Annotated in this window: 11 protein-coding genes and 1 tRNA gene; 1 reads left to right on the top strand and 11 read right to left on the bottom strand. The window is 38.5% G+C overall.

What is annotated here, in order from left to right:
* A partial coding sequence (gene hcp, locus Q0369_RS06375) for a hydroxylamine reductase (RefSeq protein ID WP_298097515.1) occupies positions 1-1238 on the bottom strand: 1238 nt, incomplete at its 3' end.
* Between the two features lie 274 nt (positions 1239-1512).
* Here hcp and Q0369_RS06370 point away from each other — a divergent pair.
* The gene (locus tag Q0369_RS06370) at positions 1513-2070 is read left to right on the top strand and encodes a metallophosphoesterase (RefSeq protein ID WP_298097513.1); all 558 of its coding nucleotides are present in this window, start codon (positions 1513-1515) and stop codon (positions 2068-2070) included.
* 127 nt (positions 2071-2197) lie between these two features.
* Here Q0369_RS06370 and Q0369_RS06365 read toward each other — a convergent pair whose 3' ends face one another.
* The 10 genes from Q0369_RS06365 to Q0369_RS06320 all read right to left on the bottom strand — a co-directional run bounded on the left by Q0369_RS06365 (position 2198) and on the right by Q0369_RS06320 (position 12807).
* Positions 2198-2737 carry a macro domain-containing protein gene (locus Q0369_RS06365; protein ID WP_298097510.1) on the bottom strand — a complete coding sequence of 180 codons (540 nt, stop codon included), beginning with the start codon at positions 2735-2737 and terminating at the stop codon, positions 2198-2200.
* On the bottom strand, positions 2734-3657 hold the full coding sequence (locus tag Q0369_RS06360; protein WP_298097507.1) for a WYL domain-containing protein: 924 nt from the start codon (positions 3655-3657) through the stop codon (positions 2734-2736). The genes Q0369_RS06365 and Q0369_RS06360 overlap by 4 nt, the downstream gene beginning before the upstream one ends.
* Positions 3658-3702: 45 nt before the next feature.
* Positions 3703-4527, bottom strand: coding sequence for a Sir2 family NAD-dependent protein deacetylase (locus tag Q0369_RS06355; RefSeq protein WP_298097504.1), 825 nt, complete (start codon positions 4525-4527; stop codon positions 3703-3705).
* 29 nt (positions 4528-4556) lie between these two features.
* Positions 4557-4862: a hypothetical protein gene (locus tag Q0369_RS06350; protein ID WP_297962466.1), complete on the bottom strand. Its 306-nt coding sequence runs from the start codon at positions 4860-4862 to the stop codon at positions 4557-4559.
* Entirely contained in the window at positions 4847-5800 is a 954-nt protein-coding gene (locus Q0369_RS06345) for a PD-(D/E)XK nuclease family protein (protein WP_298097501.1), read from the bottom strand. Before Q0369_RS06345 ends, Q0369_RS06350 begins: the two co-directional genes overlap by 16 nt.
* A 56-nt stretch (positions 5801-5856) precedes the next feature.
* Positions 5857-7335 carry a DUF2779 domain-containing protein gene (locus tag Q0369_RS06340; protein ID WP_298097498.1) on the bottom strand — a complete coding sequence of 493 codons (1479 nt, stop codon included), beginning with the start codon at positions 7333-7335 and terminating at the stop codon, positions 5857-5859.
* The gene (locus Q0369_RS06335) at positions 7336-9042 is read right to left on the bottom strand and encodes a DUF262 domain-containing protein (protein WP_298097494.1); all 1707 of its coding nucleotides are present in this window, start codon (positions 9040-9042) and stop codon (positions 7336-7338) included. It lies immediately after the preceding gene.
* Positions 9020-10372 (bottom strand): DUF262 domain-containing protein, encoded by a 1353-nt coding sequence (locus Q0369_RS06330; protein WP_298097490.1) that lies wholly within the window; start codon positions 10370-10372, stop codon positions 9020-9022. Before Q0369_RS06330 ends, Q0369_RS06335 begins: the two co-directional genes overlap by 23 nt.
* A gap of 100 nt (positions 10373-10472) precedes the next feature.
* Entirely contained in the window at positions 10473-12500 is a 2028-nt protein-coding gene (locus tag Q0369_RS06325; protein WP_298097486.1) for an ATP-binding protein, read from the bottom strand.
* A 232-nt stretch (positions 12501-12732) separates the two neighbouring features.
* A tRNA-Asn gene (locus Q0369_RS06320) sits at positions 12733-12807 on the bottom strand.
* Positions 12808-12810: the final 3 nt, after the last annotated feature.

Genomic DNA, 12810 nt, shown 5'->3' with positions numbered 1-12810 from the left:
TCGTTGAAAAACTCAGGCACCGTAGGGCCCACGTTGATATTCTTAACGCCCAGGCTAAACAGCGCAAGCAGGATGATGACCGCCTTTTGCTCCATCCACATCAGCACGATCGAGACCGGCAGGTCGTTTACGGCGATGCCCGTAGCATCGCTAAGCGCCAAGGCGATCTTGACCGCGCCGTTGCTGTCGTTGCACTGACCTAGATCGATATAGCGCGGAAGCTCGGTGCCGGGTACGGTTCCGAAATCCACGTCGTTGAAGCGGAATTTGCCACAGCTGGAGGTCAAAATCACGCAATCCTTCGGCAAGCTAAGCGCTAGCTCGCGGTAATACTCGCGTCCTTTGCCAGGTGCGTCGCAGCCTGCGATGACGAAAAAGCGGCGGATTTTGCCCGATTTGATCGCGTCTAAAATTTGTGGCGCGAGGCTCAAAATCGTCTTGTAATGCCCGCCCGTCACCAAGCTCTCGTCGCTATCCATGCTCACGTCGCCGCATGCAAGCGCGCACTCGATGAGCGGCGTAAAATCGTCGTTTTGGATATGTTTGATCCCGTCTGTGCCAGCGATAGAGTAGCCGAACAAGCGGTCTGCGTAGCTACAGGATGAGCGAAGCGGCACGATGCAGTTGGTGGTCATCAAAATCGCGCCCTTAAATTCGTTAAAAAGCTTGGTCTGATCGAACCACGCCTTGCCGACGTTGCCCTTTAGATGCGGATACTTGCGAAGCTGCGGATAGCCGTGCGCAGGAAGCATCTCGGAGTGGGTGTAGATATTGATGCCCTTGCCTTCGGTCGCTTTTAGCAGCGCCTCAAGAGCGTGCAGGTTGTGGCCGCTAACCAAAATCGCCTTGCCCTCGACTTTGTTTTGGCTAACTTTAACCGGGGTTGGTACGCCGAATTTTGCGGTATGTGCCTCGCTTAAGATATCCATCATCTGCACGCCCGCGCTTCCGACGGCCATCAGCTGCGCGATATGCTCGTCAAAGTTAAAATTTGAGTTCGTCAGCGTGAAATACAGCGTGTCGCCTATAACGGTATCGACCGCGCTAGTATCGGCGCCGAGCTCGTGCGCGTGGTGGCGGTAGGCGCTAAGGCCCTTAAGTCCGAAAACCATAGTGTCTTGAAGTAACGCCAGCGTGGAGGTTTTACCGCAGGTACCACGGTCTTGGCCTTTGGCGCCGCAGCCTTCGGGTGCGCTCATTTGGCACTGATGACAGAACATCTCTAGATTGTCGCTCATAGAAATCCTTTATAAAAAATTTAGTTGGTAATTTTAAGATTTTATTTAGGCAAAAAAATTGATTATAATCAATAAATGGCTAAATTTTATCAAATTTATTTACAAAATGAGAATTTTAAATTTTATAAATCTAACTATGGTGGCAAGATTGATGTTTAAATTTAGATATAATGCGCAGAGGATTTCAAGGAATTGATATAGCAATAAAAAAATATGCTAAAGCCGCTGACGGGCGATATTCTTGAGTGATTTAAATTCCTAGTGCGAGGGATAAATGAAAATTCTGCATGCGAGCGATCTACATTTCGATAAAGCTAAATTTGATCGAATTTTAAGCTTAGAATTTGACATTTGTTGCATAAGCGGCGATCTGATAGACACAAACCAAAAAGATATCATAGGACAAAAAGCGTGGGTAAAGCGGTGGTTAGAAAATTTTAAAAAGCCTATCTTTGTATGTAGCGGAAATCATGACGTGAGTGAGTCTGGCGACGTTTCTTGGATACGAGCGTCTAATATTTATGCGGATGGCGATATTAAGACGCTTGAGGGTATTAAATTTGGCTGCGCCCCTTATCTCTGCGCGGATATTTTGGATTTTGCAGAGTGCGACGTGCTACTTACGCATATTCCGCCTACACATACGCAAACGTCCATAGAGCGCGGCAGAGATTTTGGTGATAAAGAGCTTTTTCGAGTGCTAAAGCACGGACTTTTAAAAGCAAAAATAATCCTTTGCGGACACGTGCATAATCCGCTTTTAGATATTGATAAAATCGGCGATTGCACGATTTATAATTCAAGTCTGAAGCTTAATATTTTAGAAATTTGAGTTAAATTTATAAAATTTTAGCAGCTGAATTCTATAAAATATAATTTAGCGCGATAAACTAATTGTATTTCGCGGCTCTACTCGCATATCGGTAGCACGCCTTATATCTGCAGCCAAGCAAGCAAATTTAGCTTTTTGTCATAATTTCTTTCAATAATTTAAAATCACTTTCACTAAATCCGTAAATTTCTACTTCGCATTCTTTTTCTGCGTCTAAATTTTGTTTGAAAAAGCATTTGTATTCGCTGATCACCTCGCGCTTATCTAGTCCACCCGCTCCGCATCCCATCAGAGGCATAGCTATTTTTATATATTTGCTTTGATCTTGTAAGATTATTTCTTGTAAATTATTTAAAATTTGCGTGATAATATCTAAGCTCGGCTTTTTAGGCTTTGATCTATCGGTGTAATTCATAATGGCTGCATGTAATACGAATGGAAAGTTTGCGTGATTTGAGGCGGTTTTGACGACGTCACCTTGCCTTATCTCTCTTATTTTTAGCTGTTCTTGCATGTATTCTTCTAGCACCTCACCGCAATGCCTCTTAAAAGCCATAGACACACCGCCGCCAAGCAGCATCGCCGTATTTGAAGGATTTATCAGATAATCCGCTTGTGCGTCCGATAAATCGCCAAATTTTATCTTTATTTCATATGAAATTTTCATTTTATCTCTTCTAAATACCTTTCTATCTCATCTTTTATCGTATCGGCTAACTCCTTTGGTTCTAGTACTTTGATAAACGGAATGAAGTAGTAAATAAGCGGCTTTATCTCCATTAAATTAGTAAATTCTATATCGATTACGACCGAGCCATCGGCATCAAGTCCTGTTATGCTCTGCTTAGCGTAGGGTTTTCTCTCGAAATATTTCTTTATCTGCGGAGATAAAAGCAGTCTAGCGGTATTTGGCTTATCTAGCGTTGCCCAGGCGGAGTTTATATTTTTAATCCTCTCCTCTATTTTGGCGTCTAATTTAAATTTCTCCTCAAGAATTCTAATATTTGTGATGCTTTTTAAGTGGAATTTCTTGAAGGTATCGTTTTTATTCGTATCTAAAAATAGCAAATACCAAAATCCGTCAAACATCGCTAGTTTTAGCGGCTTTATCTTAAATTTAAAACCGGCGTATTCGCACTGCACCAAGCTTCTCTCTTTGATAGCGTTTTCAAGCAGTTCGAAATTTATAAAGTCATCTTCACTTAATTTTTCGCTGCTTATATTGGTTAAAATCGGATGATTTAGCCGGTTTGTGATCTGTTCTAGTAAAACGTGAGCCTTTGAGTAGAAATTTGCGCCCATGGTTTTTGAGATGTTGTCGAGGATATTTATGACGGTGCGTTCCTCCTGATCTAAGCCATCTTTGATTTTAGTTTTATCTATGCTCCACATCCTGCCGTTTCTTACAGCTCCATTTTTCGCTAGTACCTCGTAAAGGTCTCTTTGGATAGTTTTGGTGCAAACTCCAAATTTTTCCGCGAGCTCGGAGATGGAATGGGGTTTTCTGCTAATTAAGGTGGCTATTTCGTTTATGCGTTCGTATTTGCTACTACCGGGTTGCGGGATTATTTTTTGCGGTTTTTGCATCCAGGCTCCTTTTATATTATTTTATCTAAAAATGAAGGGATAATATCAGCTAAGGATTGCTCTTAATCCTTCAAGTCCGCCTGCCTTTATCGCCATGCCTCTATATGCGCTTACGTGAGTATCTAGCGGGTTTATGCGGATTAGATGAGCGCCGCGCTTAAATCTTTTTGCCATCCTTTCTCCATAAATCCTAATCGTAGGCACCACAAGCCCCACGCCGATCTCGATTATGACTATTTTAGAGTTCATATTGTGACTAAGCCACGCATCGTACTTTTTACGTTGCGTCCAAGCCCTTTTATGGTTAAATTCGTGATCGTAAAACATAAGGATATTTGGGCGGCTTACGCATCCGCACTCAGGGCACACGGGCATCTTTGTAGCGATAAATTTCTCCTCGTCTACTAGGGCGCTATTTTCGTCCATATTCCAGATGTTTCCGCCATCGTTGTGGATACACTGCGCGTGATGTATGGAGCCATGGATCTCGTAAATTTTATCCTTGTCAAAGCCGGCTTTTTCAAAGTGTCCGTCGACGTTTGAAGTGTAGATAAAGTAGTTGCCGGCTTTTGTTTCGCAAAGGTCTTTTAGTAGCGCAAAACCCTCGTGAGGCTGGGTTGCGTTATAGAGCTTTAGCCTGTGTCCGTAAAATGCCCAGGCTAGCTCAGGGCTGCTAAAAAACCACTGCGGATTTGCCATTTCCGTAAAGCTTAAATTTTTATCCTTTAAAGGCGGATAGGCTTTCCAAAAGCCAAGATCGCCTCTAAAATCAGGCAGTCCGCTATCTACGCCCATGCCTGCTCCTGCGGTTATGATGACGGCATCGGCGTTTTCGACGATCTCTTTTGCGCGAAGGATTGTTGATTGCATGATGGCTTCCATTTTAGTACATTTAAAATTTATATCACTTTTTGTTGCTTTAGATGGTTTATTTCATCTGTCATATCTTCAAATTTGATTACCATCTGTACCATTTCATCTGCAAATTTTTCTGCCGAATAGTCATCGAGAATCATAGCTTTTACGAAATCACCTTTACCGATACTTAAATATCGACCCGTAGCCCACCACTTGTTATATCCTTCAGGGTTATATTTGGCGATATGCTGTTTTAGGGCGCTAATGTTTTCTTCTTCTATAACCCATCTAAACCCAGCCCATGCTCCTATAAAATTCAGTTCTTGAAACTCTATACCGAAAAACATATCATCGTTGCTCTTCGTTTCCAACTCTTTTTGTAAATTTTAATAGGTTTAAAATATCTTTTCTTGAAATCCGCCTGCTCTACTCTTATCTCGTTGATATCCCAATCTCCTTTTAATTTATCCAGTATAATCCCTCTCGCCTTTAACAAAAAGCTAACCAAGGCTTTTATCCTGGCTTTTTCAAAAGCATTTTCTACTATTTCACAAACCATTTTATAGTTTTCTTTTTCTAAAATTATCTTACTAATTTCATTTGCATCCATCTGCACTCCTTTATATTTTCCATAAATTTTTTCGATGACATTTTTGTATTGCGATATCACAGCGGACAAATTGGTTAAATTTCCCGTTTCTTCAAGGCATAGATCAAGCCACGCAGTTATCTCTTTATCGTATGAAATCGCCTTAAATTTAGCGATTTTATCGCCCTTTTCGTTTGAAATTCTGCCGTCTTTGATTTTTAGTCCGTCTAGGCTATAGCCGGTAGGCTCGCGCCCTTGCGGTGATAAAAACAGCACGTAAATTTCAGCTTCATTGCCGTTTTCTTGTTGGATAGTTTTTATATATCTTTTAATCTGAGCCTCTTGATCGCCGGCATAAATTTTATTTTCTAAAATAATATGCTTCGTGCCGTCAGTTATGTAGATATCGATATTCTCGTATTCTTTATAGACTTTTGCGATTTGCGAATTTAGCCCAAAATCCTCTAGCCCGCATGCTTTTATAAAAAGCTCCAAAAATAACTCTTTTTGATAATGCGGCGAGTTCGGATCGAGTAGCGAGCAGATAAAGCGCGAGTGCAACCTCACTTCGTCGCTAGCGTCAAAAAGCGCCAAAAATAGATTGTAGTCATTATTGCCGCGCAGCTTTTTCACTTCTAGCTTATCGCTTAAGACTTTGATTTGCTTTAGCATAGATTCAAATTTCTCTATATCCATATCTCCTCCTTTAAAATTTTAAAGCATTATAGCAGACAAACTAGGCATTTTTTGTCTTAGTGTACAGCCTCATAAAGTTTTTCTAAAATTTTAACCATTGCTAGCGTATCGAGCTTACAATATTCTAGCAGAGCCTGCTTATAAGCTTCGCGCTCTGTTTCTTTCATAAAAGTCATAGCGGCGTATGCTTGCATAGCTTCGCCTCCGTGATGGATTAAATTTAAATCCTTATACGCCAATTCTAATTCCGGCACAAGTGCCGGCAGGACGTATTTTATGGAGTAGCTACCTTTCATTTTCGGATGGTAGTAGCTTTTGCTTGCAAAGGGTGCCATGAGGTCTTTTATATTGTCGTGGATAGCCATAAGCTCATTTGAGATTTGCGGATAAGCTTCGGCCAGACGTCTTATCACTCCTTTTTCAAAGCTCATGTTGTAGGCTAGCACGCAGGCGTCCTGCGGGATAAATTTGATTAAATTTAATGCTAACTCGTATCTAGGATCGACGTCAGCCTCAGCTAAAAACTCGAAATGCTCTAAATTTCCCTTGCCGTCATCTTTGTGGATTGAAAACTGAAAAGGTATCTGCTCGTAAGGCCTAAGCCCTACAAACTGCGGCACTGCCTGCTGAAATGTCTCAAAGTCAAGGTGGTAGAGCGGGTAGCGGAGCGTATCCAAAAACTCTTTTATTGCATCTTTGTCTATGATTTGTTCTTGCGAGATTTCTGATTTTATTTGGATTTGCTGAGAGGCGTTAAATTTACTTAGATCTTTTATATCGTTAAATTTAACCACGCCACTTTTATAAAGCTCAAATTTTTTACCGCTTCTTAGACGAGAGATGTCAAATACACTATACTCCGGGATAGCTCGCTGCTTATGCCAGCAGTACTCCCGAGCGTCGCAGGGATAAGGACTTGTGCAATGAGGACCGATATCAATGCTTGGCTCATCATTTTGGCTTAAAATTTCTTCAAATTTATTTAAAATTTGAGGGATATCTCGCTGCTTTTGCTTTACTTGCTCAGTTACGTCCTGCACGCAAAATAGCTTTTCAAGCTCAAGCTTCTCGCCTCTTACGTAGCTGCTATCTATGTGGATGATATTTACGCCGCTTACCTTGTAGCCAAGCGAGCTAATGACGTAGTACTGGATGCTTGCATCATCGATATAGACATCTTTTACCGAGGTTGAGCTCTTTACTTCGTTGATGATAAGCCCATCCACGCCTATGCGAAGGATATCAACCATCACAAGGATGCCGTCAAAGCAAAAAGTGGCCTCGTAGATTACTTTTGCGTCGTGCTCGATAAGCTCTTTTGTTTTTGCCATTTGCGAGCCAAAGTCGCCGGTGTACTTTATCCTCTCGCCGCCGCTAAATAGCTCACAGGCTAGCTCGCCTACCGAGGTGCCGGTATCAAATACCGCCTGCGCGCTATCATCTGGAGCTTGCAAAACTTCAGGCTTTTTCTTTTTAAGCCACAAGCTCTTTTCACACTGAAGACCGCGGATGTAGAGGGATTTGGAGAGAGTCATTTATATGCCTTGAAAAAGAATTTTCTTCATTTCATAGCCGAGTCTACCGATCATATCCTTATCGTATCCCTTTTGCGATGCGTAAAATATTAGCATTTTTATACTTGAGCTTGGGCTTTCCTTTATCATTTTTAACTTCTCACCAAAATCATAATCGCTTAAACTAGAATTAAAATCCTTTCTTATTAGGGCCAAATTCCCAAAATCATCTAGTGCTTTATTATTTTCTTGCAAATTTGTTGCCCACATATGCTCTACCGTGTCTTGGGGTTTGATTAGGTATTCATCTCTATTAAATTTAGGAAATGCTTTTTTTATATCATCTGAGCAAATATTACAAACACTTAAATTATTAAAATCTCGCCAAAGTAGGTATTCTAGCCTATAGAACCAATAGTGCGGTACTGCTGTTCCAGTATCTAAAAATTTAGAGTCGATTTTTTCAAGTACTGGCGTTTCCAGACTTTCGCCTTTATAAATTTTTCCTATAACGTCATTTATAGTTTCTACTATTTTACGAGATTCATTCTTTTTTAAAGCGCTCTTTGCCAGCTCGTTATCCAATTGCTCGAGAAATTCAATAACCTTTTGTGCATTTTTATCATTACAAGCATCTAGTGAGTTTTTGTCTAAGAAAGCCAAAAGTGCGGCGATAAATTCAGGCTTGTCGTATTCGCTAGTATAGTAAAATAATCTTTGCAAATTTAGCAATATTTTGTTTTTCATCTCGTCATCTCTATAGACGAATTCATCAAATTTTTTACGCATACTTTCTAAAAAAGCAATAAACTCATAGTGCAAATTTGTCTTTTCTCTAAAAACTTTTTCAAATTCCCCCAAAAGTTTATCTTTGTCTATGATAATCTTATTCTTAGGGTCCACCTTATTCTCAGAATCCACATTCAAGCCGTTTTTGGCAACAAACACCTTCAAAACTAGAAGTAAAAATACTGGGAATTTTACTAGGCTTTTTGCATCAGAATTCGTTTCGGTTTGTTTTTCTTCTTTGCCATTAAAATCTGATTCCAAAAGCTCTCTTATTGTTTTTGGTTCGATAGGCAAATCTGCTTGATTGCTTTCTAAAATTTGATCTTTGTACTTTTCGTCCATATTTGAGATCATATCCCATTTTCTTGCTACGTCTGCATAGTTATCTTTAATATTACTTAAAAATCTAGCCTTTAAAGCTTGATGATTTTCAAGCTGAATGCTTTTTGTGTTAACTAGTTCAAAATACTCAGTAGCTTTGACATTTTTTGGGATAATAGTCATCGTAAAAATAGCCGAATTTATATTCTTTTCGAAACTATCTTTACACAAAATTTCATTGTTGCTAGCAAAAAGGATGGCATCTAAAATTTGTCTATTTACATATTTGCGTTCATTTACGTTAAAGTTTTTTAGTTTTTCGCCATCGCTACTATCTATTTCATAGCTTAGTTCAAACGGTTTTTCTTTTACTCCTAAAGCCATAAAAATAATATAAATAGTAGTAAGTCTTTGCTGCCCGTCTATAACGATAAATTTATCATCATTCTTCTTAACTACGATATTGCCGAGATAGTGCCCTTCTTTGCCGTTTATATCGCTTATTAGTTTTTCAATATCCTGCTTTCTCCAAGAATACGCCCTTTGGTAAAAAGGTATTTCAAATTCATAACTCTTTATGCTGTGTATAGTACGATTATTTGCTTTTGCTTCTTCCATCTTCTTCTCCTTCAAAATTTATAATATTAAAAGAATTATCGGCCATGTAGTCCCTGGTGTACTTTGTCTTGTCCTTTATCCTATTATAATGCTTTTCTCGATTTTTGGGCAAAATCTTCGATATTTCTGCATTAGTTTTTAGCTCTTTTTCTATTTTTACTTTCAGCGTTTCCAATGTGCTTGAGGTATCAGTAAGTTGCAAAAGCCGTTGAACTATTATCCGCGGACTATCACCAGAAATTCTATCATATCCGCAGGCGACGCCAAATATATTTAAAAACACTAAATTCGCAACCTCGTCTAATGCCTCGATACTAAACTTGTCGGCAATAAATAGCAAAACTACGTGGCAAGCATGATTTAGATAACTACATCCCGTAAAATATTCATGAAAATATATGAAATTACTTTCAATGTATTTTAAAATATCGCAATACTTAAAAACATATTCAAAAAAGCTCGCCCCTCCAAGAATATCATCCGTGAGCGATATATTGCTTTTGTAAATTTTGATTTTCTCATCAAAGTGGTTTTTAAATTCCTCAAAAATAGAATAATTAAACTTATACCACTCTTCATCTGCACCATAATAACCAAAAGTTCTATACGGATTAAAAGCGTCAGTTTTAGTTCGTCTTATATATAGTGCGCTTCTTAATGTGCGGAATATCAAATTTTCTCTCAAAAACCAAGATGTATTAATGCCGTATAAAGAATACTCATTCCATTTTTTAGCGTATTGAAGCATTAGCTGCTTTGATTTTGTCTCATCCATAAACATTAGGTGGTGGTTTTTGAGTAAGTCCGTTTCGCTAAGAGCTCTACCACTGGTATTGTGCGTATCAAAGTATAAAAATGCTTCGTCTAAATTTCCTGTCTTTATATATGTAAATTCGACTCTATTCTTTATGTAACTTATAAATTTTTCTTTGTCTTTGATATTGTCGCACTCCGCTTTCAAGAGATCGAAATTTCTTTTCAAAGCCTTATGCGATAAGAAATTTATTTTATTATCTAAAAAAGGCACTTCATTATCACCCAGGGCTTTTAAAATAAGAGCTAGCGTAGTTATACGTTGCTGCCCATCGACTATATTGTTAATTGATTCTTTGTTTTCATGTGCTTCCTTATGCAAAATTATGTGCCCTAGTAAAATTTCATTAGAGCTTCCATTCTTAAACGATCTTTTAATGCTTGAAAGCAGTCCTAAAGCCAAATCCTCACTCCATACATATGGGCGTTGGTAGTATGGGATTTGATAATTTGCGCTACTTAGTATGTCATCTGCACTTAAAATGTAATTATTCTGCTCATTGTCGTCATTTGTCATAGTATTTCTCCTTAAATCTTTTAAAATTTTGCTATAAAAAGCCTAAAATTTTTATCCTTTAAATAAAAATGATACCATTTTAACTTCGCTAGTTGTGTTGCTAAAACCCTATCCTTTTTACTTTCTTTTCATTTTTTAAAGCCACTTCCTGTTCCAATCTCTCATAAAAATCATCGCTGTTTTTAACCCTTTTAAATTTAGCCTGTCTTCGCACACTCGCAAAATCTCCTGGCGCCAAAAAGCTTAAATCCGAAATTCTTGCAGCTACGTTTTCGTCAAATTTTATCCTTAGTGATGCGCACTCTTTTTTGAACAAATTTAATGCTTGATTTGGCAATAAATATCCGAACTCAAGCTTTAAATCAAATCTTCTAAGACTTGCTTTATCGAGATTATCGATCAAATTCGTCGTAGCGATAAAGATGCCGCTAAAGCTCTCCATCTGCACTAGCATCTCATTTACTTGAGTTACCTCCCAGCTTCTAGCAGCTAGGCTTCTATCTTGTAAAAAGCTATCGACTTCATCAAATACGAGCACTGCTTTTTTGCTACCAGCCTCTTTAAAAGCCTCGGCTATATTTTTCTCGGTTCCGCCGACCCACATAGATAAAAGCTCACTTCCTTTTTTGATGATAATAGGCCTTCTTAGGTTTTTAGCGATAAATTTAGCGTATGCGCTCTTTCCGGTTCCTGGTACTCCGTAAAGGCAAATCCTAGCGCTTTTGCTCTCTTTTATACCTTGCATTAGCTCGTTTAGGTCGCAGCTTGAGTTTACGAAATTTGGATCATAGCTACTAGGTAGATCATCTTTTAATCTATCTTTTTTCTTGTCCTTTTCTAGCGCGCCGTAGCCTTGTGCTTTTAAAGAGTTGCTTATCACGCGCTCAAAAGCCTTATTTTTATCTCTTAGACTTAAGCTCGAAACGACTAAGCTTGCATTGCTAACGATTGCGGGCGCAATAAATTTATTTTTTGCAAGTTTATTGATTAGCTTATTATCTATCAAATTTGCGCTATATTCTTTGATGATCCTCGCTCTTACGTTTTTATTAGGCACTCCAAGCTTTATGGCTAGATTAAAACGTCTAATGACGGCCTCGTCCATGCTATAAATATTATTCGTAATCCAAATAGTAGGTACTTCATTGGTTTCAAGAGCTCTATTTATAAAGGCTTTGCCGTATTGCCTTTTCTCATCGTTATTTATGTTAAATACATCCTCAGCCTCATCATACATCAGCAAATTTGAACCTGCTTGCAAGATATTTTGCGCGAGGCAATAAGATTTTATTCTTTGGGCTTCATTATCGTATCCGCTTTCGTCTCCATAAGCAACCTCATAAAGCTTTAAATTTAATTCTTTTGCTAAAACCTTGCTAAGCTCGGTCTTGCCTGTACCTGCAGGGCCGTATAAAAGTACGTTTACACCTTTTTGTCTTTTGCGGATAGCATTTTTTAAAAAAGAGATTAAAATTTGCGCATCATCTTTAATATGAGCATAATTCTTAAGAGTTAAATTTGTATTGCTACAAGGTTTTATGGTGCTTGCGAAAATTTCGTCTATGCTTTCGCATTTAACAAATAAAGCGCCTATGAAGTCGTTATTTATCACGTCAACTTTTGATCTTAAATTGCGTCCGTAGATATCTAATTTTATAAGTGAAGTTTTAGCAAAAATTCCATCTTTTTTAAAAGCTTTTTGCACGTCAATAAAGCTTAAATTTAATATCTGTGATATGGCTTTTGCAGCCTGTCTATCGTTTAAATTCTCTGTCAGCTCGCAAGCATCCGAAACGATTTCGTAATTAAACATAATCGCGACGAACCTCAAAATAGCCTTTTCGGTATCGTTTAAACCTAAATTTGCTTGAAGCAAATTTAAATTATATTCGAGCTCTTTTAACTCGCATGAAATTTTGCTTTTCTCAAGAACGGCAAGCTTATCTTTTAGGATTTTAATATCTTGCTGGGTTGGCTCGTCCGAATTAATCTCTAAAAATTCCAAAAGGTTGCCATATTTGGATTTTAGAAATTCTCTTTGCCCTCCAGCACAAAATATCGCTCTGAGTATCCAAAGATTGGCAAGGTCATATATCTCGCTATCTACGAATAAATTTCTGTTTTTCATTAGTGCCTCCTTGTTTATTTGGAGGTATTTTACTATGTGAAGAGGACGGATTTATGTCCACATTAATGTAAATATATGTTTTGTATGTGAATTTTATATCATTTTTGCAGCGCAAACGAGTTTTTAATACAGCTTGCGTCTTAGATAATTTATTTTTAGCAGAATGTCATAGATAAAAAGCATTTTACTCCGGGACTTTATATTTTACTAATTAAGGATTAAAGAATTTAGGTGGCTCCGGATGCTGGATTCGAACCAGCGACCAAGCGGTTAACAGCCGCCTACTCTACCGCTGAGCTAATCCGGAACG

Origin of the sequence: uncultured Campylobacter sp., from assembly GCF_938030685.1 — a bacterium.
Taxonomy (GTDB): Bacteria; Campylobacterota; Campylobacteria; order Campylobacterales; family Campylobacteraceae; genus Campylobacter_B.
This window is presented reverse-complemented; position numbering and strand designations above follow the sequence as displayed.

Coding starts and splice junctions, on each gene's coding strand:
- Q0369_RS06370 (WP_298097513.1), top strand. CDS start 1,513: ATGAAAATTCTGCATGCGAGCGATCTACATTTCGATAAAGCTAAATTT.
- Q0369_RS06365 (WP_298097510.1), bottom strand. CDS start 2,737: ATGAAAATTTCATATGAAATAAAGATAAAATTTGGCGATTTATCGGAC.
- Q0369_RS06360 (WP_298097507.1), bottom strand. CDS start 3,657: ATGCAAAAACCGCAAAAAATAATCCCGCAACCCGGTAGTAGCAAATAC.
- Q0369_RS06355 (WP_298097504.1), bottom strand. CDS start 4,527: ATGCAATCAACAATCCTTCGCGCAAAAGAGATCGTCGAAAACGCCGAT.
- Q0369_RS06350 (WP_297962466.1), bottom strand. CDS start 4,862: ATGTTTTTCGGTATAGAGTTTCAAGAACTGAATTTTATAGGAGCATGG.
- Q0369_RS06345 (WP_298097501.1), bottom strand. CDS start 5,800: ATGGATATAGAGAAATTTGAATCTATGCTAAAGCAAATCAAAGTCTTA.
- Q0369_RS06340 (WP_298097498.1), bottom strand. CDS start 7,335: ATGACTCTCTCCAAATCCCTCTACATCCGCGGTCTTCAGTGTGAAAAG.
- Q0369_RS06335 (WP_298097494.1), bottom strand. CDS start 9,042: ATGGAAGAAGCAAAAGCAAATAATCGTACTATACACAGCATAAAGAGT.
- Q0369_RS06330 (WP_298097490.1), bottom strand. CDS start 10,372: ATGACAAATGACGACAATGAGCAGAATAATTACATTTTAAGTGCAGAT.
- Q0369_RS06325 (WP_298097486.1), bottom strand. CDS start 12,500: ATGAAAAACAGAAATTTATTCGTAGATAGCGAGATATATGACCTTGCC.